The following is an 18,023-nucleotide window of genomic DNA, read 5'->3' as shown; positions in this document are numbered from 1 at the left end:
GGCACCAGGGCACCAGGGCACCAGGGCACCAGGGCACCAGGGCACCAGAGCACCAGAGCACCAGAGCACCAGAGCACCAGAGCACCAGAGCACCAGAGCACCAGAGCACCAGAGCACCAGAGCACCAGAGCACCAGAGCACCAGAGCACCACGCCACCACGAAAATTCCGGCCCCGTCAGACCGGCGAGCCGGCCATAGTGCCGAAGCCAATAAAAAAGCCCGGCACGAATGCCGGGCTTCGGAGGTCAGCGTGGACGCCCGGTGCCCCGCGAGGGGACACCAGCCAGCGCGATCAGGCTGCGGTGGTCTTCTTGCCAGCCGTGCGGGCGGTGGCGCTCGCTTGCTGGGCGGCCTTGGTGGCGGCGGTGGCGGCCGCCTGGAAATTGCTTTCGGCGATTTCCACGGCTTGCTTGGTGGCCTTCTGGACCGACTCGTAGGCGTTGTTGGCGGCCGAGATGGCCGACTTCACGATCGCCACGGTCGATTCCGAACCGGCGGGTGCGTTCTTGGCGAAGTTGTCGACCAGGCTCTGCACATTGCGCGAGCTTTCGGCCAGCTGGGCTTCGGCGACGCGGGTGAATTCCGACTGCGTATCGGCCGCGATTTCATACACGTGGCGGCTGTAGGCCACGGCCTTTTCGGCGACCGGCTGGATCAGCGAAACCTGCAGCGCGACCAGTTCCTGGGCATCGCGGGCGGTCAGCGTGCGCTTGGCGTGCTCGACGTTTTCGGCCAGGGTGGTCTTGACGACTTGCATGTTCAGTTCGACCAGCTTTTCCATGCCTTCGAAGGCCTTGGTGGTCAAACCGAACAGGGTTTCCAGATTGGCCTTGTGGGCGGCGGCAACTTGTTCGGGGGTAAAGGACATGCTGGTCTCCATCAGAATGAAGTCGAGTTCAAGCGAACTCAAAAATAGGTCGCCTAGATGTCAAGGCCGTGAAGTTGCGGTGGCCAGCCCAGGCGCGTGAATGGTTTTGTGCGTTCCGCTCCAGGGGCCGATCGGCCGGTCCGGAAACCGTCTGTCGGATAATGGTGCGTCGCAACAATTCCGTATTGTATGGACCATGTCTGGTGTGTCAAGCGGTTTTTGTGCATCGCACAACCAGCCTCGGGTAAACCCCCTGGCGACTTCGCCACATTGCCACCGTTGGGTCACTTGAGGGGCCGCCGGACACGTGACGAACAGGGCGGTGCTACCATCGCGCATTCCGTCATTGCGGGGCAGGGCAGTATCCGCGCGCCCACCCGCCGCGCGGGCCCGCCCGTCTCGACCCATCTTGCCGATGTCCCGCCCCGCCGCCCCCCGTCTCCGTCCGAGCATCGCGATTCCCGCTTTTGCCGATCCCTTCGTGGTTGCCATACGCATGCAGGGGCGCCCATGAGGCCGGCCGTGGAAACCACCCCGGGCCGCGCCGCATCCGCCGGCGCCAACGTGTGGCTGGTGTCGATGCCCTGGCTGTTCGTGCTGATCTGGAGCACGGGCTTTATCGTCGCCAAGTACGGCATGCCGCATGCCGAGCCGATGACCTTCCTGTTCCTGCGCTTTGCCGGCGTGGTGGTGCTGATGGTGCCGTTCGTCGCGCTGGCGCGCGTGCCGCTGCCGCGGCGCGACGGCCGTGTCGACTGGGCCATGATCGGCCGCATTGCGCTGGCGGGGCTGCTGCTGCAGACCGGTTACCTGGGCGGCGTCTGGGCCGCGGTCAAGCTCGGCATGCCGGCCGGCATGGCGGCGTTGATCGTCGGCATGCAGCCGCTGCTGACGGCGCTGATTTCGCTGCGCCTCGGCGAGCGTCTGCGCGGCTGGCAGTGGGCCGGCCTGCTGCTCGGCATCGTCGGCGTGGGGCTGGTGGTGGCCGGCAAGCTGTCGGTCGGCGCGGCGACCCCGTTCAGCGTGCTGCTCGCCGTCGGCGCCTTGCTGTCGATCACCGTCGGCACGCTGTATCAGAAGCATCGCTGCCCGGTGTTCGATCTGCGCATGGGGTCGCTGATCCAGTTCACCGCGGCGGCGCTGGCCTGCCTGCCGTGGATGTTCCTGTTCGAGACGCGCGAGGTCGACTGGAACGCCGAGATGATCGGCGCGCTGGCCTGGTCGATCGTGGCGCTGTCGATCGGCGCGATCTCGCTGCTGTTCGTGCTGATCCGGCGCGGCGCCGCGACCAGCGTATCGAGCCTGATGTACCTGACGCCGCCGACCACCGCCGTGATGGCCTGGCTGCTGTTCGACGAACGCTTTCCGCCGATGGCCGCCGCCGGCATGGCGCTCGCCGCGGCCGGCGTCGCGCTGGTGATGCGCGGCGCGGCGCCGCCGTCCCGCCGCGCTTGAACGGCCGGTCCGCAACCTTCCTTCCGCTTACCGTTACCGCCTGCCATGAAGCCGCAAGCCCAGACCCGCGACTGCTATCGCCACTTCCTGCCGATCACGACGCGCTGGATGGACAACGATGTTTATGGCCACGTCAACAACGTTGTCTACTACAGTTATTTCGACACCGTGGTGAATCGCTACCTGATCGAGCGCGGCGTGCTCGACATCGAGGCAGGGGACACCATCGGACTGGTGATCGAGACGCAGTGCAACTACTTCGCCTCGCTGAGCTTTCCCGAAACGGTGGTCGCGGGTCTGCGCGTCGCGCGGCTCGGCAACAGCAGCGTGCGCTACGAGGTGGGGCTGTTTCGCGAGGGCGATGACAGCGCCGCCGCGCAAGGGCACTTCGTGCATGTCTATGTCGATCGCCGGACGCGCCGCCCGGTGGCCTTGCCAGAGCCGCTGCGCAAGGCGCTGGAGCCGCTGCTGGTGGCGGCTGCGGATCGGTAGGAGCGTGAACGTGAACGCGCGCAGGTGCCGTGCCGGCCTGTCCCTCGCGCCCGGTATCGGGGGCGGGGCAGGGAGCGCGCCGCGCGGCGAATGTTGCGGTGCGGATGTGAACCGGAACCCGGTTTCGCGCGTTGCTGATCCAGATGACGCGGCCGCTCTCCCGCCGACCCCTCAATTTCTCGCCAGATCTGACGTTAGTGAGGCATGCGCGTGCGCAGGGCGGAAGATTGCCGGGCCGGGAGGCCGCGTCATGCAGATTTCCATGTGCTGCAAGCGTCTTATTTTTCGTATTACGGAAATGTCTGTAATGGAAACTTTAAGTCCGCTGTGTAAGTCATTAATCTTGCTAACAAATTCTTTTTTTTCTACACTGGCGCCATTCCCGATGCGCGCCCGAGAATCATGTCCCGGTTCGACCTCCCATTTCTGAGATTTCTCGGCACCCTGCCTCTGCCCACCGTGGCGGCGTCCATGCTGGTGTCGGCGGCGCTGATTGCCGCGCCCATGGCGGAGGCGGCGAGTCAATCGTCCAAATCCGCTAAAAAGACCGAAAAGGTCGTCAAAGTCCAAAAATCTTCGGCTAAATCGTCCGCCAAATCGTCGACCAAGTCGGCCAAGGCGAGCCGCTCGTCGAAGGGTTCGACAGTCGCCAAGACCAGCAGCCGCAAGGTCATCGTCTCCAAGAATGGCAAGCGCAAGGTCATTCTGGTCCAGCGTCAGGCCGCGCCCGTGCGCGCCGCCTACACGCCGCCGTCGCGTCCGTCGCTGGGCGAGGCGCTGGGACTGCGCGATACCGATGATGCGCTGTCGCTGCGCTCCAGCGTCGCGCTGGTGATGGACCAGAACACCAACGAAGTCCTGTTCCAGAAGAACGCGGCCGCGGTGCTGCCGATCGCTTCGATCACCAAGCTGATGACCGCGCTGGTGGTGATGGACGCGCGCCTGCCGATGGACGAGGTGCTGACCATCACCGAGGAAGATCGCGACACCGAGAAGCACAGCAGCTCGCGTCTGCGCTTCGGGACGCAGCTGACCCGGCAGGAGTTGCTGCTGCTGGCGCTGATGTCGTCCGAAAACCGTGCCGCCTCCGCCCTTGGCCGCCACTATCCGGGCGGCCTGCCGGCTTTCGTGCAGGCGATGAACCGCAAGGCGCGCGAGCTGGGCATGAACGACTCCCACTTCGTCGATTCGAGCGGCCTGTCGAGCAGCAATGTCTCGTCGGCGCTGGACCTGGCCCGGCTGGTCAAGGCGGCCTACCGCAATCCGACCATCCGCGCGTTCTCGACGCAGACCGAGCATGAGGTCAACGTGCTCGGCCGCACCCAGCATTACGTCAGCACCAATCGCCTGGTGCGCGGCGGCAACTGGGACATCGGCCTGCAGAAGACCGGCTTCATCTCCGAAGCCGGACGCTGCCTGGTGATGCAGGCGCGTGTCGGCGGCCGCGACGTGGTGATGGTGTTCCTGGATTCGTCCGGCAACCTGACCCGCTTCGCCGACGCCAACCGCGTGCGCGACTGGCTCGAGCATTCGCCGCCGTCGGCGCCGAACCGCTTCCCGAGCACGCCGAACCTGACGCAAGGCCCGGCCAATTCGCCGCACTATGTGCTGACGTCGCAGCAGGCCCGCGGCATCTGAACGGCAGCGCGGGCAAGCCCCTGCTGCAACGAAAGCCCGCAACGAAGCCCGCAACGAAAGACGCGCCCCTCGAGGGCGCGTCGTCGTTTCTGGAGCCCGCGGCCGCTTGGCCGGCTGCCTGGCCTGGCAGCAGTCAGCCGATCAGAGCAGCTTGCCCGGATTCATGATGCCCGCCGGATCGAGCAGCCGCTTGATGCCGACCATCAGCCGCAGTTCGAGCGGATCCTTGTAGCGGTGGAAATACTCGCGCTTGAGCTGGCCGATGCCATGCTCGGCGCTGATGCTGCCGCCATGGCGCATGACCTCGTCCAGTACCTCGGCCGTGACGGCCTCGCCGTGGGTCGTCGCCCAGTCCTGGGGCGCGCCGGCGGGACGCGACAGGTTGTAGTGCAGATTGCCGTCGCCGAAGTGGCCGAACACGAAGGGGCGGATCGCCGCGTCCAGCTGCTGCAGCCGCGCCGCCATCCGCTCCATGAATACCGGGATCGATTCGATCGGCAAGGAGATGTCGTGCTTCAGGTGCGGGCCGTCGGCGCGCTGCGCTTCGGAGATTTCCTCGCGCAGCTTCCACATCGCCTCGAGCTGGCTCAGCGAGGCCGACACCGCGGCGTCCAGGCACAGCCCTTGTTCCAGCGCGTCGCCGATCGTCGCTTCCAGCAACGAGTTGAGCCCCGCCTCGTCGGTGGTGTCGGCCAGTTCGACCAGCACATAGGCGGGATGGCGGTCGGCGAACGGTGCCTGCACGCCTTGGGCATGCGTCAGCACCAGATCCAGGCAGGGTCCGGTGAAGAATTCGAATGCCTGCAGCCGCGCGCCGCAGCGCGAATACAGCAGCGAGAACAGCTGCAGCGCCTGCTGCGGCGATTCCACCGCGGCCAGCACCACGGCGCGCTGATCGGTGCGCGGCAGCAGCCGCAGCGCCACGGCGGTGATCACGCCCAGCGTGCCTTCGGACCCGATCAGCAGCTGCTTCAGGTCGTAGCCGGTGTTGTCCTTGCGAAGCGTGCGCAGTCCGTGGAAGACCTCGCCGTCGGGCAACACCGCTTCCAGCCCCAGCACCAGCTCGCGCGCCATGCCGTAGCGCACCACGTTGACGCCGCCGGCATTGGTCGCGAGGTTGCCGCCGATCTGGCACGAGTCCTCGGCGGCCAGCGACAGCGGCAGCTGGCGGTCGGCGTCGTGGGCGGCGCGGCGCAGATTGCCGAGGATGCAGCCGGCCTCGGCCACCATCGTGTTGGCGATGGTATCGACCGAGCGGATCGCGTTCATCCGGTCCAGGCTCAGCACCACGTTGGCGGGGCGATCGTCGGGCGTGGCACCGCCACACAGGCCGGTATTGCCGCCGCGCGGCACCACCGGCACGCGCCACTGCTGGCACAGCGCCAGGCAGCGCGCGACTTCGTCGGTATTCCGGGGCCGCACCACGGCCTGGGCATCGCCCCGGTAGATCCCGCGCCAGTCGCTCAGCCAGGGCGCAATCGCCTGCGCATCGGTGGTCACCACAACGGGTCCCAGCGCCTCGAGCAGGCGCGGCAGAAAACCGGAGTCTTGCATCTCGTCGTGTGCTGTCTGTCGATATCGGGAAGGGGTGGAGCGCGCGGAACCGCGCTCCGGGGCGTGGCATGAGGGGCGGCGGCACGGGCCGCGGCACGGCCGGCGGCAGGGGCGGCGCGAGGCTGCGCGCCGCTGCATGTCGCTACCCGTCGCTATCCGTCGCTACACGTCACTATCGGCGGTATAGCCCATGCCGCGCGAAATCTGCAACGCCGTTTCCTTCAGGTTCTGCAGCCAGCTGTCCTGCAGCCGGTCCGCCGGCGCCGACAGCGACAGGCCCGCCACCAGCCGGCGGGAGTCGTCGTAGATGCCTGCCGCGATGCAGCGCACGCCGAGCTCCAGCTCCTCGTTGTCGCGCGCATAGCCGTTGGTGCGGACCCAGTTCAGTTCGCGCTCCAGCTTGGAAAGGTCGGTGATCGAGGTGCGGGTATGGCCGGCCAGGCCGGTGCGCGTGGCGTAGTTGCGCACCCGCGCGACCTCGTCCGCGGCGAGGAACAGCTTGCCGACCGAGGTCAGATGCAACGGGGCGCGGCCGCCGATCGCGCGCACCACCTGCATGCCGGAGCGCTCGCTGTAGGCGCGTTCGATATAGACGATCTCGTCGCCCTGGCGCACCGACAGGTTGACGGTCTGGCCGGTGACGCGGTGCAGCGCGCGCATCGGCGCCAGCGCCGCCTCGCGGACCGAGAGCCGGGCCTTGACCAGATTGCCGAGCTCCAGCAGGCGCATGCCGAGCCGGTAGCTGCCCGGATCGGAGCGGTCGACGAAGCGGCACGCGACCATGTCGTTGAGGATGCGGTGCGCCGTCGAGGGATGCAGCCCGGTAGCCTGGGAGAGTTCCTTCAGACTGACCGGATCGGCATGCCGCGCGAGCGCATCGAGCAGCGTCATCATGCGTTCGATCACCTGGATCGACGTCTTGCCGGGTTCCTTCTCTGCTTCAGCCATGGGGAAATTGTTGCCATGCGGCATATTAAGCGACTGCCTGATTCTATCTCGCATCGTGAAAATTTCAATACGTGAAATGTCATAGTCGGGCATTCCGCACATTGAAGGCCCTAAATTGGGGCGCCGACAGGTATCGGAAGGCGCCGGCGGGCGACAAAAACCGACCGTCGCGGCTCGCCGCAGTGGCGAACCCGCGGCGCAAAAGCGCATAATTGCGAGGTTTTGGGTCTGGAAAAAGGTAAGGAAACCATGCGAGTCGGTCTGTTCGTCACCTGTCTGGTGGACCTGATGCGGCCTGAGATCGGCTTTTCGGTGCTCAAGCTGCTCGAGAAGGCCGGCTACGAGGTCATGGTCCCCGAGGCCCAGACCTGCTGCGGCCAGCCGGCCTACAACTCCGGCGAGCGCGCCGCCTCGCGCGACCTGGCCGAGAAATTCCTGCGCGAGTTCGAGATGTTCGACTACGTGGTGGTGCCGTCGGGCTCCTGCGGCGGCATGATCCTGCATCACTACGGCGACCTGCTGCGCAACGATCCCGAACTGAACGGCCGCTACGAGCGCCTGCGCACGCGGGTCTACGAGCTGACCGATTTCCTGGTCAACGTGGCGCGCATCGACACGCTCGACAGCAGCTTTTCCGGCCACGTGACCTACCACGACTCCTGCTCCGGCCTGCGCGAGCTCGGCGTCAAGCAGCAGCCGCGCGCCTTGCTGGGCAAGCTGCCCGGCGTGCAGCTGACCGAGATGAAGGACTGCGAGGCCTGCTGCGGTTTCGGCGGTACCTTCTCGGTCAAGTACGGCGATATCTCGACCGCGATCGTCGACGAGAAGTGCGCCAATATCGCCGCCAGCGGCGCCGACGCGGTGGTGCTCGGCGACCTCGGCTGCATCCTCAATATCGAAGGCCGCCTGCGCCGGACCGGCGATACGCGCACCCGCGTGCTGCATATCGCCCAGGTCCTGGCCGGCGACGCCTGAACCCCGCATCGACCGCGGATCCACGCGCATCCCGCAAGAGGCCCCCACGCATGCAAGTCCACAGCATGGAATTCAAGGCGCGCGCCGGCCAGAAGCTGGCCGACCAGCGCCTGCAGCAGAACCTGAAGAAGCTGTCGACCAAGTTCGTCACCGCGCGCGCGGCGGCGATCGAGGACATCGACTTCGCCGCCACGCGCGAGGCGCTGAAGGAGCGCCGCGACCGTGCACTGGCCAACCTCGACGTCTGGCTGGCGACCTTCGAGGAGAACGCCACGCGCCGCGGCGCCACGGTACTGTTCGCCGAGACGACCGCCGACGCGGCACGGCTGGTTGGCGAGATCGCGCAGCGCCACGGCGTGCGCAAGGTCATCAAGAGCAAGTCGATGGTGACCGAGGAGATGCGGCTCAACGAGGTGCTCGGCGAGCTGGGCGTGCAGAGCATCGAGACCGATCTGGGCGAATACATCCTGCAGATCAACGACGCCGAGCCGCCGTCGCACATCATTGCGCCGGTGGTGCACAAGGACAAGGACGAGATCGCCGATCTGTTCGCCAGGGTCCACCAGAAGCCGCGGCTGACCGAGATCCCCGACATGACCCGCGAAGCCCGCGAGGTGCTGCGCCCGGAGTTCCTGTCGGCCGATATGGGCGTGACCGGCGGCAACTTCCTGATCGCGGAAACCGGCTCGGTGGCGGTGGTGACCAACGAGGGCAACGAGGGCATGTGTACCGTGATGCCGCGCGTCCACGTGGCCGTTACCGGCATCGAGAAGGTGCTGCCGACGCTGGAGGACCTGGCCACCGTGATGCGGCTGCTGCCGCGTTCCGCCACCGGGCAGGCGATCTCGAACTATTTCTCTCTGCTGACCGGCCCGCGCGCGCCCGGCGAGCAGGATGGCCCGGAGCATATGTACTTCGTGCTGGTCGATGGCGGCCGTACCGGCCTGATCGGCGGCGACTTCCAGGAGATGCTGCGCTGCATCCGCTGCGGCGCCTGCATGAACCACTGCCCGGTCTACCAGAAGATCGGCGGCCACGCCTATGGCTGGGTCTATCCGGGTCCGATGGGCAGCGTGCTGACGCCCAGCTATGTGGGCCTGGGCAATGCCATCGACCTGCCGCAGGCGGCCACGCTGTGCGGCGAGTGCAACCGCGTCTGCCCGGCGTCGATCCCGCTGTCTGACCTGCTGCGCAAGCTGCGCGAGAAGCAGATGGAGCGCGGCATGCGGCCCTGGCAGGAGCGCTGGGCGCTGCGCGCCTGGGGCTATGTCGCCAAGCGGCCGGGCCTGTACGCGCTGGCGACGCGGCTCGGGGCAGGCCTGCTGGCCCGCATGGGCCGCAACGACGGACGGATCGGCAAGCTGCCGCTCGGCGGCCGGGGCTGGACCGATACGCGGGACATGCCGGCACCGAGCGGCCGTACCTTCCGCGACCTCTACAAGGAAAGGAGGGCGAAGGCATGAGCGAACCGGCAAAACCATCCCATCGGGGCAATCAGGCCGATCCGAGCCATCACGTGGCGGATCACGCAAGCAATCACGCGAATCAGGCGCCGCTGCGCGCCATGCGCGAAGCTCTGGACCGCCATCGCGCCGGGGCGTTGCCCGCCGAGGCCCTGGTGCGCGCCTGGCGTGAACAGGCCCCGGCACTGACGCTGCCGCCGGTGTTCGGCCAGGCGATGGAGGAACTGCTGCGCCGGCTCGAGATGTCGGCGGTATTCGCGCAGGACAGCTGCTCGTTCTCCAGCACCGCGGTGACGGACCAGCTGGGGCGATGGCTGGCGAAGGCGGCGACCGCCTGAGCCACCCCACCCACATAGCCACGCAGCAGCTACGCAGAAACCCAGGCAGAAACTCAGGCAGAAACCCAAACAAGCAAAAAACCCCGGCCGAGGCCGGGGTTCTTGCATGGCGAAGCAGGCGACGAATCAGCTCAGCAGCAGCGCGTCGTCGTCCAGCTGCTCGTGCCGGCTGCGCTCGAACATGCGCAGCAGGTCCGGCACGTCGAGGCCCTTGCGTTCCTCGCCCGACACGTCGAGCACCACCTGGCCCTGGTGCAGCATCACGGTGCGCTGGCCGTAGTCCAGCGCCTGCCGCATGCTGTGGGTCACCATCATCGTGGTCAGCTTGTTTTCCTCGACGATGCGGGCCGTCAGCTCGAGCACGAAGGCCGCGGTCTTCGGGTCCAGCGCCGCGGTGTGCTCATCCAGCAGCAGGATGCGCGAGGGCTGCAGCGACGCCATCAGCAGGCTGACCGCCTGGCGCTGGCCGCCGGACAGCAGGCCGATGCGGTCGGTCAGCCGGTTTTCCAGCCCCAGGTTCAGCAGCCGCAGCTTCTCGCGGAACAGCTCGCGCGACGAACGGTTCAGCGCAGGGCGGAAGCCCCGGCGCGAACCGCGCGCCATCGCCAGCGCCATGTTTTCCTCGATCGTCAGCGCTTCGCAGGTGCCCGCCATCGGGTCCTGGAACACGCGGGCGACCAGCGGCGCGCGGTCCCAGGCGGGCTTGCGCGTGACGTCGTTGCCGTCGATCGTGATGGAGCCGGCGTCCACCATCTGGTCGCCGCTGATGGCGTTCAGGAAGGTCGACTTGCCGGCGCCGTTCGAGCCGATCACGGCGACGAACTGGCCCGACGGAATCTCCAGGCTCAGTCCGCGCAGCGCGCGCGTCTCGATCGGCGTGCCGGGGTTGAAGGTCAGCTTCAGGTCTTGTGCGCGCAGCATGTCAGCCTCCATTCGCCTTGCGGCCGAACAGCTTCTTGCGCGTGGCCGGCAGCACCAGCGCGACCGTCACCAGCAGCGCGGTGACCAGGTTCAGGTCCTGTGCCTTCAGGCCGATGAAATCGCTGTTCAGCGCCAGCGCGATGAAGAAGCGGTACAGGATCGCGCCAAGCACCACGGCCAGCGTCGTCAGCACCAGCCGGCGGGCCGGCAGGATGGTCTCGCCGATGATCACCGCGGCCAGGCCGATCACGATGGTGCCGATGCCCATCGAGATGTCGGAGCCGCCCTGGGTCTGCGCGAACAGCGCGCCGGCCAGCGCGACCAGCGCGTTCGACAGCGCCATGCCGGCCAGCGTGGCGCGGCCGGTGGCGATGCCCTGCGCGCGCGCCATGCGCGGATTGGCGCCGGTCGCCCGCATCGCCAGCCCGAGTTGCGACGAGAAGAACCAGTCCAGGCCGAGCTTGGCGACGATCACGATGACCACCAGCACCAGCGGGCGCAGCATGAAGTCGGGCAGCCATTCCGGCTGCAGCACCGTGAACATCGTCGGCTCGGTGATCAGCGGCACATTGGGCCTGCCCATGATGCGCAGGTTGATCGAGTACAGCGCGATCATCATCAGGATCGACGCCAACAGATCCATGATCTTGAGCCGGACATTGAGCCAGCCGGTGATCAGCCCGGCGATCGCGCCGGCGACGATGGCGAGCGCGGTGGCGAGGAACGGGTCCTGGCCCATGGCGATCAGCGTGGCCGCGACGGCGCCGCCCAGCGGAAAGCTGCCATCGACGGTCAGATCGGGGAAATTGAGGATGCGGAAGGAGATCAGCACCCCGAGGGCGACCAGGCTGAAGATCAGGCCGATCTCCAGCGCGCCCAGAAGGGAGAAGAGGGACATGGTGAATCCTGTTGCGGTATGCGCGCCCGCCGGTGGCCGGGCGTGCTGACTGGCGCGGACGCCGCCGGCGGATCATGCGCCTGGGCGGGCCGCAGGCTGCAACCAGCGGCGTCGGCGCGCGGCCCGGTAGGGCGTGGCGCCGGCCCGTCGCCCGCTGCACGGCATGCCGGCAGCCGGGCGGCGGGTCGTCACTGCGTCATTACTTGATGACCTGCTTGGCTTCCTTGATCAGGTCCTGCGACAGCGTCACGCCTTGCTTCTCGGCGGCCGTCGTGTTGACGAACAGCTCCAGCTTGTCGCTGGTCTCGGACGGGATCGCGCCCGGCTTCTCGCCCTTCAGGATGCGCACGACGATCTTGCCGGTCTGCACGCCCAGGTCGCCGTAGTTGATGCCCAGCGCCGCGATCGCGCCGCGCTTGACGCTGTCGGTATCGGCGGCCACCAGCGGCACCTTCGATTCATTGGCGACCTTGACCAGCGCCTCGTAGGCCGACACCACGTTGTTGTCGGTATTCGTGTAGATCACGTCGACCTTGCCGACCAGGCTCTTGGCGGCCGGACCGATGTCGACGGTACGCGGCGCGGCGGCTTCCTTCAGCGTCAGGCCTTCCTTGGCCAGCAGCGACTTCAGTTCCTTGACGACAACGACCGAGTTGGCCTCGCCCGGGTTGTAGACCATGCCGACCGTCTTGGCCTTGGGCACCACGCGCTTGATCAGCGCGACCTGCTTGTCCAGCGGCAGCTTGTCGGACACGCCGGTCACATTGGTGCCGCTGGCCTGCCAGCCCTTGACCAGTTGCGCCGCGACCGGGTCGGTGACGCCCGAGTAGACGACCGGCACGGTCTTGGTCGAGGCCACCACGGCCTGCGCGGCCGGCGTCGCGATGGCGACGATCGCGTTGGGCTGGTCGCCGACGAACTTGCGGGCGATCTGCGCGGCGGTGCCGGTATTGCCCTGGGCGCTCTGGTATTCCCACTTCAGGTTCTTGTCGGCGTCGTAGCCGGCCGACTTCAGTTCGGCGCGCACGCCGTCGCGGATCGCGTCCAGCGCGGGGTGATCGACGATCGAGAGCACCTTGACGGTCTGCGCGTTCACCGCGCCGCCGTGCAGCAGGGCCAGCGCGACGGCGCCGGCGAGCAAGGTCTTGGTCGAAGTTTTCAGCATGGTCATGGTCGAATCTCCCCTCGAATATTTGGTTGTGGGTTTCGGTTGGGTCGGCCGCCCCTCTGCCTCGGTGGTTCCAGTGGATCGCCGGCTGGCGCGCGTGGTTCGCGCACCGCCAACGGGGGCGGCGTCAAGCCCGCGAGGATACCATTTCCCCGGCCCGCGGTGCCCTGTTGCGGCGCGGTGCGGGACCCCCACCGAGGTCGGGTTTCGCTGCGGATTCATTGCCCTGTTGTTGCCCGTTATTGCGCCCTTGCCGCGCCCTTGCCGCGCCCTCGTTGCGTCCTTGCTGCGCCGTCAATGCGCCGTCAATGCGCCGTCAATGCGCCGTCAATGCGCCTTCAATGCGCGGTCATTGCGCGGTCATTGCGCCGGGTTGTGGATCTCGGCATGGATCCGCTCGATGCCGGCGAGCACCTCTTCCGGCAGCTGCACGCCCCAGGCGTCGATGTTCTCCTGCAGCTGCGCCAGCGTGGTCGCGCCGATGATGGTGCTGTGCGCGAACCAGCGCGAGTAGCACCAGGCCAGCGCCAGCGTGGCCGGCGACAGGCCGTGCGCGCGCGCCAGCTCGACGTAGCGGGCGCTGGCCGCCAGCGTTTCGGGCCGCATGTAGCGCGGGCTCCAGTCCGCGGGGAAGCGCGTCAGCCGGCCAGCCGCCGACGGATCGAAGGTCGGCTGGGAGGCGTTCGCGCGCAGATACTTGCCGGTCAGCTGGCCGAAGGCGAGCGGGCTGTAGATCAGCAGGCTGACGCCGGTGCGGTAGCAGGCCTCGTCCAGGCCCTGCTCGAAGCTGCGATTGACCAGGTTGTAGGGGTTCTGCACGGTGGCGATGCGCGGCAGCCCGTGCAATTCGGCCTGCTTGACGAATTCGGCGATGCCCCACGGCGTTTCGTTCGACACGCCGACATGGCGGATCTTGCCGGCGCGCACCAGCTGGGCCATTGCATCGAGCTGCGCGGCGATGCTGGTGCAGGCGCGCTCGCGCGACGGGTCGAACTGCTTCTGGCCGAAGATCGGCGCGTTGCGTGCCGGCCAGTGGATCTGGTACAGGTCGATGTAGTCGGTCTGCAGGCGCTTGAGCGATTCGTCGACCGCGGCGCGGATGCTCTGCGGCGTCAGGTCGCCGCCGTTGCGGATCCACGGCATGCGCGCCGGGCCGGCGACCTTGGTGGCCAGCACGATGCGGTCGCGCGGCTGGCGCTTGAGCCAGCTGCCGACGATCTGCTCGGTGCGGCCATAGGTCTCGGCGCGCGGCTTGACCGGGTACATCTCGGCGGTGTCGATGAAGTTGATGCCGCGCGACAGCGCATAGTCCAGCTGCTGGTGGCCTTCGGCCTCGGTGTTCTGTTCGCCGAAGGTCATCGTGCCGAGGCAGATGCGCGAGACCTGCAAATCGCTCTGGCCTAGTCGGATCGTTTCCATGCGTGTTCCTCTATATGGGGCGGGAGGAAAGGAAGCGGTGTATCCATCCGAGATCCATCCGACATCCATCCCGCATCAAGCGTTCATCATGTTGCGCGTCGATCCCGCATCAAGCGCGTATCGAGCGCCTATCGAGCCCGTATCAAGCGCGCAGCGCGGCCGCGCATTCCTTGACCAGCGCCGGGCCGCGGTAGATCAGCCCGGTGTAGAGCTGCACCAGCTGCGCGCCCGCGTCGATCTTGGCGCGCGCCTGCGCGCCGTCGAAGATGCCGCCGACGCCGATGATCGGCAGCGCGTCGCCGACCACCGCGCGCAGCGCGCGCACCACCGCGGTGGACGCATCGAACACCGGCCGGCCCGACAGGCCGCCGGCTTCCTCGGCATGCGGCAGGCCCTTGACCGCCTCGCGCGAGATCGTCGTGTTGGTGGCGATCACGCCGTCGATCCGGTGGCGCACCAGCGCGTCGCCGATATTGCCGATCTGGTCGGCGTCGAGGTCCGGCGCGATCTTCAGCGCCAGCGGCACGTAGCGGCGATGCTGGTCGGCCAGCCGCTGCTGCGCGGTCTTCAGCGCCGACAGCAGGCCGTCCAGCTCGCTGGCGCCCTGCAGTTGCCGCAGGTTCTTGGTGTTCGGCGACGAGATATTGACGGTGACGTAGCTCGCGTGCGGATAGACGCGTTCCAGGCAATACAGGTAGTCGTCGACCGCGCGCTCGATCGGCGTATCGGCGTTCTTGCCGATGTTCAGCCCGAGCACGCCGCCCTCGGCCTTCCAGCGCGACGCGTTGACGTTGGCGACGAAGGCGTCGACGCCGCCGTTGTTGAAGCCCATCCGGTTGATCAGCGCCTCGGCCTTCGGCAGCCGGAACATGCGCGGGCGCGGATTGCCGGGCTGCGGGCGCGGCGTCACCGTGCCGACCTCGATAAAGCCGAAGCCGAACGCGGCCAGGCCGTCGATATAGGCGCCGTCCTTGTCCAGGCCCGCCGCCAGTCCGACCGGATTCGGGAAGCGCACGCCCATCACGGTGCGCGGATCGTCTTCGATGCGGTTGCCGAGGCAGCCGGCCAGTCCAAGGCGTTGCGCGCGGCGCAGGTTGTCGAGGGTCAGATGGTGAGCGTCCTCGGCGTCCATCGAGAACAGGGCGGGACGAAACAGGGGATAGAGCGCGTTGAGCACGGCGGAAATCGGCAGGGAGTCGGGGCAGGGAATCGGAGACCGGGCGGCCACGGGCGACCAAGCGGAGAGCGGCGGGGCGGGTCCGGCGATGCACCGCGGGCGGGTGGCGGCGCGGTCAGGGCGATATTGTAACGGCAGCGGCGCTTGGGGCGCCGGGGAGGCCGGCGCGGGGGGAGATACCGTGGTGACGCCGTGAAGCGGTGAAGCGGTGATGCGCGGCCGTGGATCGCGCGGTAGAGCGTGAAGGCGTGATGCGCGTGCCGAGCCGCGCGCTCAGGCGCCCTCGGACTCGAACGGCCGCCACTGGTTGCCTACCAGCACCTGCAGCGGCTGGAAGCGCGCCTTGTAGGCCATCTTGCGGCTGTTGGCGATCCAGTAGCCGAGGTACAGATGCGGCAGGCCCAGTTCGCGGGTCTGCTCGATCTGCCACAGGATGTTGTAGGTGCCGTAGCTGGTCTTGGGCTGCAGCGGATCGTAGAAGGTGTAGACCGACGACAGGCCGTCGTCGAGCACGTCGATCATGCTGACCATGCGCAGCTTGCCGGGCTCGGCGGCGTCGGGCGGATCGCGGAATTCGACCAGCCGCGAATTGACGCGGCTCTGCAGCAGGAACTGCTCGTACTGGTCGCGGCTGTCCTGGTCCATGCCGCCGCCGGCGTGCCGCATCGACTGGTAGCGCAGATACAGCGCGTAGTGTTCCTCGACGTAGGTCAGCGGCGCGACCAGCGCCTGCAGATGGCGGTGGCGCTGCCAGGCGCGGCGCTGGCTGCGATCCGGCTCGAACTGGTCGACCGCGAGCCGGCACGGCGTGCAGGCATGGCAATCGTCGCAATAGGGGCGGTAGGTGAAGACGCCGCTGCGCCGGAAGCCGGCGCGCACCAGGCGGGAATAGACGTCGGCATTGATCAGGTGCGCGGGGGTGGCCACCTGCGAGCGGGCCATGCGGCCTTCGAGATAGCTGCAAGCGTAGGGCGCCGTTGCATAGAACTGCAGCGCGGAAAGGGGCAATTCCTTGAGCTTGCTCATGATCGGATGCTGCCGTCGGGTGCTGCCGCGGTCGGAGCGCGGGGCGCTAGCGCTCGGCCTGGCGCGCCCGTGTCCACCATTCGAGCACCGTCTTGTCGAACCGCCACGGCACGATCTGCGGCTGCGCGGTCGCCGTGCGCAGATGCGCGACGAACTCGCTGCGCGGAATCGGCCGCGCGCCCAGCGAGGCGAGGTGCTCGGTTTCCTGCTGGCAGTCTATCATCGTCACCCCGTGGCCGGCGAGGAAGCCGCACAGCGCCGCCAGCGCGATTTTCGAGGCGTCGGTGCGGCGCGCGAACATCGACTCGCCGTAGAACATGCGGCCCAGCGCGACGCCGTACAGCCCGCCGACGCGCTCGCCGCGATACCAGGTCTCGACCGAATGGGCCATGCCGCGCGCGTGCAGCGCGCCGTAGGCCTCGACGATCTCCGGCGTGATCCACGTGCCGTGCTGCCCCGCGCGCGGCGTCTCGGCGCAGGCGCGCATCACCGATTCGAAATCGTCGTCCACGCGGATCTGCCAGTCGTCCTCGCGCAGCACGCGCTTGAGCGTCTTGCGCAGGCTCAGCGAGACCCGCAGCGCGGTGGGATCGAGCACCATGCGCGGATCGGTGCTCCACCACAGCACCGGCTGGCCCTGCGCGTACCAGGGAAAGATGCCGTGGCGGTAGGCCAGCAGCAGGCGCTGCGGGGTCAGGTCGCGGCTCGCGGCCAGCAGGCCGGGGGCTTCGGAGTCGGGGCCCAGCGCGGCATCGACCGGGGGAAACGGATCGTGCGGGTCGAGCCAGGCGATCATGCGCGAGAGGAGGCGAGGGCGCGGGCGACGGCGCGGTGGAAGGCGCGGTTGAACGGGGCGGGGAGCGCGATCGTCACGGAGGTGGCGCGGTGGCAGCGTGGATGTTGGCTCTGCATGCGGCGCTGAGGGGGGCTCGGAAGGCGGCCCGGAAGGCGGCCCGGAAGGCGGCCCGCGCGTTCAGGGCTCCACCGTCGCGCGCGCCGCCAGCGGGCGCATCGGCTTGTCGATATCGAGCGTATGCAGCCGGAAGCTGCCATCCGCGATACGACCGGCCGCGCGGTCGGCGAAGAAGCAGTGCAGGGTGTGGATCACGGTGGGGAAGGCCAACTCGTCCCAGGGTACGTCCGCCTCGTCGACCAGCTTGACCTCGAGGCTTTCCTCGCCCGGCGCGATATCGAGGTCTTCCAGCCTGGCCAGATAGAACAGATGGACCTGATGCACGTGCGGCACGTTCAGCATCGAGAACAGCTCGCCGATCTGCACGCGCGCGCCGGCTTCCTCCAGCGTTTCGCGGGCGGCGGCCTGGGCGGTGGTCTCGCCGATCTCCATGAAGCCGGCCGGCAGCGTCCAGAAGCCGTAGCGCGGCTCGATCGCGCGCTTGCACAGCAGGATCTTGTCTTCCCAGACCGGAACCGTGCCGACCACATTGCGCGGATTGACGTAATGGATGGTGCCGCATTGATCGCAGAGATGGCGCGGCCGGTTGTCGCCATCGGGGATGCGCAGCACGACCGCATGGCCGCAGTTCGAGCAGAATTTCATGGATTCGGTCCGGGAGGAATGGGCGCAGTTTATCACCGGCCCTGAGGCGGCACGACCGTGGAGCCGTGACCCTGGCGCGCGCTCGAATGAGCGGCAGCGAACTGCGGAAAGCACGCAGAAACAA

17 protein-coding genes are annotated in these 18,023 nt (G+C 67.7%); 6 read left to right on the top strand and 11 right to left on the bottom strand.

The window, feature by feature from the left end; translation table 11 throughout:
- Positions 1–293 precede the first annotated feature (293 nt).
- Positions 294–869 (bottom strand): phasin family protein, encoded by a 576-nt coding sequence (locus K7G19_RS06965; protein ID WP_149318958.1) that lies wholly within the window; start codon positions 867–869, stop codon positions 294–296.
- A gap of 579 nt (positions 870–1,448) precedes the next feature.
- Here K7G19_RS06965 and K7G19_RS06960 point away from each other — a divergent pair.
- The 3 genes from K7G19_RS06960 to pbpG all read left to right on the top strand — a co-directional run bounded on the left by K7G19_RS06960 (position 1,449) and on the right by pbpG (position 4,454).
- Entirely contained in the window at positions 1,449–2,324 is an 876-nt protein-coding gene (locus tag K7G19_RS06960) for a DMT family transporter (protein WP_370639521.1), read from the top strand.
- Positions 2,325–2,369: 45 nt separating this feature from the next.
- Positions 2,370–2,816: a thioesterase family protein gene (locus tag K7G19_RS06955; RefSeq protein WP_226106542.1), complete on the top strand. Its 447-nt coding sequence runs from the start codon at positions 2,370–2,372 to the stop codon at positions 2,814–2,816.
- A 402-nt stretch (positions 2,817–3,218) separates the two neighbouring features.
- A complete protein-coding gene (gene pbpG / locus K7G19_RS06950) occupies positions 3,219–4,454 on the top strand; it encodes a D-alanyl-D-alanine endopeptidase (RefSeq protein WP_150083100.1) in 1,236 nt (411 codons plus the stop codon).
- Positions 4,455–4,595: 141 nt separating this feature from the next.
- Here pbpG and K7G19_RS06945 read toward each other — a convergent pair whose 3' ends face one another.
- Both K7G19_RS06945 and K7G19_RS06940 read right to left on the bottom strand, forming a co-directional pair.
- Positions 4,596–6,008, bottom strand: a complete 1,413-nt coding sequence (locus K7G19_RS06945; RefSeq protein ID WP_226106540.1) for an FAD-binding oxidoreductase — start codon at positions 6,006–6,008, stop codon at positions 4,596–4,598.
- A 162-nt stretch (positions 6,009–6,170) separates the two neighbouring features.
- Positions 6,171–6,956 carry an IclR family transcriptional regulator gene (locus K7G19_RS06940; protein ID WP_006578410.1) on the bottom strand — a complete coding sequence of 262 codons (786 nt, stop codon included), beginning with the start codon at positions 6,954–6,956 and terminating at the stop codon, positions 6,171–6,173.
- Between the two features lie 249 nt (positions 6,957–7,205).
- On the opposite strand from K7G19_RS06940, the gene K7G19_RS06935 reads away from it, so the two are divergent.
- From K7G19_RS06935 to K7G19_RS06925, 3 genes are all read left to right on the top strand, one after another.
- On the top strand, positions 7,206–7,931 hold the full coding sequence (locus K7G19_RS06935) for a (Fe-S)-binding protein (protein WP_226106538.1): 726 nt from the start codon (positions 7,206–7,208) through the stop codon (positions 7,929–7,931).
- Positions 7,932–7,981: 50 nt separating this feature from the next.
- Positions 7,982–9,394 carry a LutB/LldF family L-lactate oxidation iron-sulfur protein gene (locus K7G19_RS06930; protein WP_149318904.1) on the top strand — a complete coding sequence of 471 codons (1,413 nt, stop codon included), beginning with the start codon at positions 7,982–7,984 and terminating at the stop codon, positions 9,392–9,394.
- Positions 9,395–9,495: 101 nt separating this feature from the next.
- Positions 9,496–9,732, top strand: a complete 237-nt coding sequence (locus K7G19_RS06925) for a hypothetical protein (RefSeq protein ID WP_226107047.1) — start codon at positions 9,496–9,498, stop codon at positions 9,730–9,732.
- A 126-nt stretch (positions 9,733–9,858) separates the two neighbouring features.
- On the opposite strand, the gene K7G19_RS06920 is transcribed toward K7G19_RS06925, so the two are convergent.
- The 8 genes from K7G19_RS06920 to K7G19_RS06885 all read right to left on the bottom strand — a co-directional run bounded on the left by K7G19_RS06920 (position 9,859) and on the right by K7G19_RS06885 (position 17,899).
- On the bottom strand, positions 9,859–10,653 hold the full coding sequence (locus K7G19_RS06920) for an ABC transporter ATP-binding protein (RefSeq protein WP_149318903.1): 795 nt from the start codon (positions 10,651–10,653) through the stop codon (positions 9,859–9,861).
- Position 10,654: 1 nt separating this feature from the next.
- On the bottom strand, positions 10,655–11,551 hold the full coding sequence (locus K7G19_RS06915; protein ID WP_053821985.1) for an ABC transporter permease: 897 nt from the start codon (positions 11,549–11,551) through the stop codon (positions 10,655–10,657).
- 199 nt (positions 11,552–11,750) lie between these two features.
- Entirely contained in the window at positions 11,751–12,722 is a 972-nt protein-coding gene (locus K7G19_RS06910; RefSeq protein ID WP_149318902.1) for an ABC transporter substrate-binding protein, read from the bottom strand.
- 357 nt (positions 12,723–13,079) lie between these two features.
- On the bottom strand, positions 13,080–14,138 hold the full coding sequence (locus K7G19_RS06905; RefSeq protein WP_150083092.1) for an aldo/keto reductase: 1,059 nt from the start codon (positions 14,136–14,138) through the stop codon (positions 13,080–13,082).
- Between the two features lie 142 nt (positions 14,139–14,280).
- Positions 14,281–15,315 carry a quinone-dependent dihydroorotate dehydrogenase gene (locus K7G19_RS06900; RefSeq protein WP_150083090.1) on the bottom strand — a complete coding sequence of 345 codons (1,035 nt, stop codon included), beginning with the start codon at positions 15,313–15,315 and terminating at the stop codon, positions 14,281–14,283.
- Positions 15,316–15,588: 273 nt separating this feature from the next.
- On the bottom strand, positions 15,589–16,341 hold the full coding sequence (locus tag K7G19_RS06895) for an arginyltransferase (RefSeq protein ID WP_149318899.1): 753 nt from the start codon (positions 16,339–16,341) through the stop codon (positions 15,589–15,591).
- A gap of 46 nt (positions 16,342–16,387) precedes the next feature.
- The gene (gene aat / locus K7G19_RS06890) at positions 16,388–17,137 is read right to left on the bottom strand and encodes a leucyl/phenylalanyl-tRNA--protein transferase (RefSeq protein WP_149318898.1); all 750 of its coding nucleotides are present in this window, start codon (positions 17,135–17,137) and stop codon (positions 16,388–16,390) included.
- A 177-nt stretch (positions 17,138–17,314) separates the two neighbouring features.
- Positions 17,315–17,899, bottom strand: coding sequence for an NUDIX hydrolase (locus K7G19_RS06885; RefSeq protein ID WP_226106535.1), 585 nt, complete (start codon positions 17,897–17,899; stop codon positions 17,315–17,317).
- Between the last annotated feature and the right edge of the window lie 124 nt (positions 17,900–18,023).

Source organism: Cupriavidus sp. DB3 (genome assembly GCF_020418465.1).
Classification (GTDB): Bacteria; Pseudomonadota; Gammaproteobacteria; order Burkholderiales; family Burkholderiaceae; genus Cupriavidus; species Cupriavidus cauae.
This window is presented reverse-complemented; position numbering and strand designations above follow the sequence as displayed.

Coding starts and splice junctions, on each gene's coding strand:
- K7G19_RS06925 (WP_226107047.1), top strand. CDS start 9,496: ATGCGCGAAGCTCTGGACCGCCATCGCGCCGGGGCGTTGCCCGCCGAG.
- K7G19_RS06895 (WP_149318899.1), bottom strand. CDS start 16,341: ATGAGCAAGCTCAAGGAATTGCCCCTTTCCGCGCTGCAGTTCTATGCA.
- K7G19_RS06905 (WP_150083092.1), bottom strand. CDS start 14,138: ATGGAAACGATCCGACTAGGCCAGAGCGATTTGCAGGTCTCGCGCATC.
- K7G19_RS06940 (WP_006578410.1), bottom strand. CDS start 6,956: ATGGCTGAAGCAGAGAAGGAACCCGGCAAGACGTCGATCCAGGTGATC.
- pbpG (WP_150083100.1), top strand. CDS start 3,219: ATGTCCCGGTTCGACCTCCCATTTCTGAGATTTCTCGGCACCCTGCCT.
- K7G19_RS06910 (WP_149318902.1), bottom strand. CDS start 12,722: ATGACCATGCTGAAAACTTCGACCAAGACCTTGCTCGCCGGCGCCGTC.
- K7G19_RS06930 (WP_149318904.1), top strand. CDS start 7,982: ATGCAAGTCCACAGCATGGAATTCAAGGCGCGCGCCGGCCAGAAGCTG.
- K7G19_RS06965 (WP_149318958.1), bottom strand. CDS start 869: ATGTCCTTTACCCCCGAACAAGTTGCCGCCGCCCACAAGGCCAATCTG.
- aat (WP_149318898.1), bottom strand. CDS start 17,137: ATGATCGCCTGGCTCGACCCGCACGATCCGTTTCCCCCGGTCGATGCC.
- K7G19_RS06920 (WP_149318903.1), bottom strand. CDS start 10,653: ATGCTGCGCGCACAAGACCTGAAGCTGACCTTCAACCCCGGCACGCCG.
- K7G19_RS06960 (WP_370639521.1), top strand. CDS start 1,449: ATGCCCTGGCTGTTCGTGCTGATCTGGAGCACGGGCTTTATCGTCGCC.
- K7G19_RS06915 (WP_053821985.1), bottom strand. CDS start 11,551: ATGTCCCTCTTCTCCCTTCTGGGCGCGCTGGAGATCGGCCTGATCTTC.
- K7G19_RS06885 (WP_226106535.1), bottom strand. CDS start 17,899: ATGAAATTCTGCTCGAACTGCGGCCATGCGGTCGTGCTGCGCATCCCC.
- K7G19_RS06955 (WP_226106542.1), top strand. CDS start 2,370: ATGAAGCCGCAAGCCCAGACCCGCGACTGCTATCGCCACTTCCTGCCG.
- K7G19_RS06935 (WP_226106538.1), top strand. CDS start 7,206: ATGCGAGTCGGTCTGTTCGTCACCTGTCTGGTGGACCTGATGCGGCCT.
- K7G19_RS06945 (WP_226106540.1), bottom strand. CDS start 6,008: ATGCAAGACTCCGGTTTTCTGCCGCGCCTGCTCGAGGCGCTGGGACCC.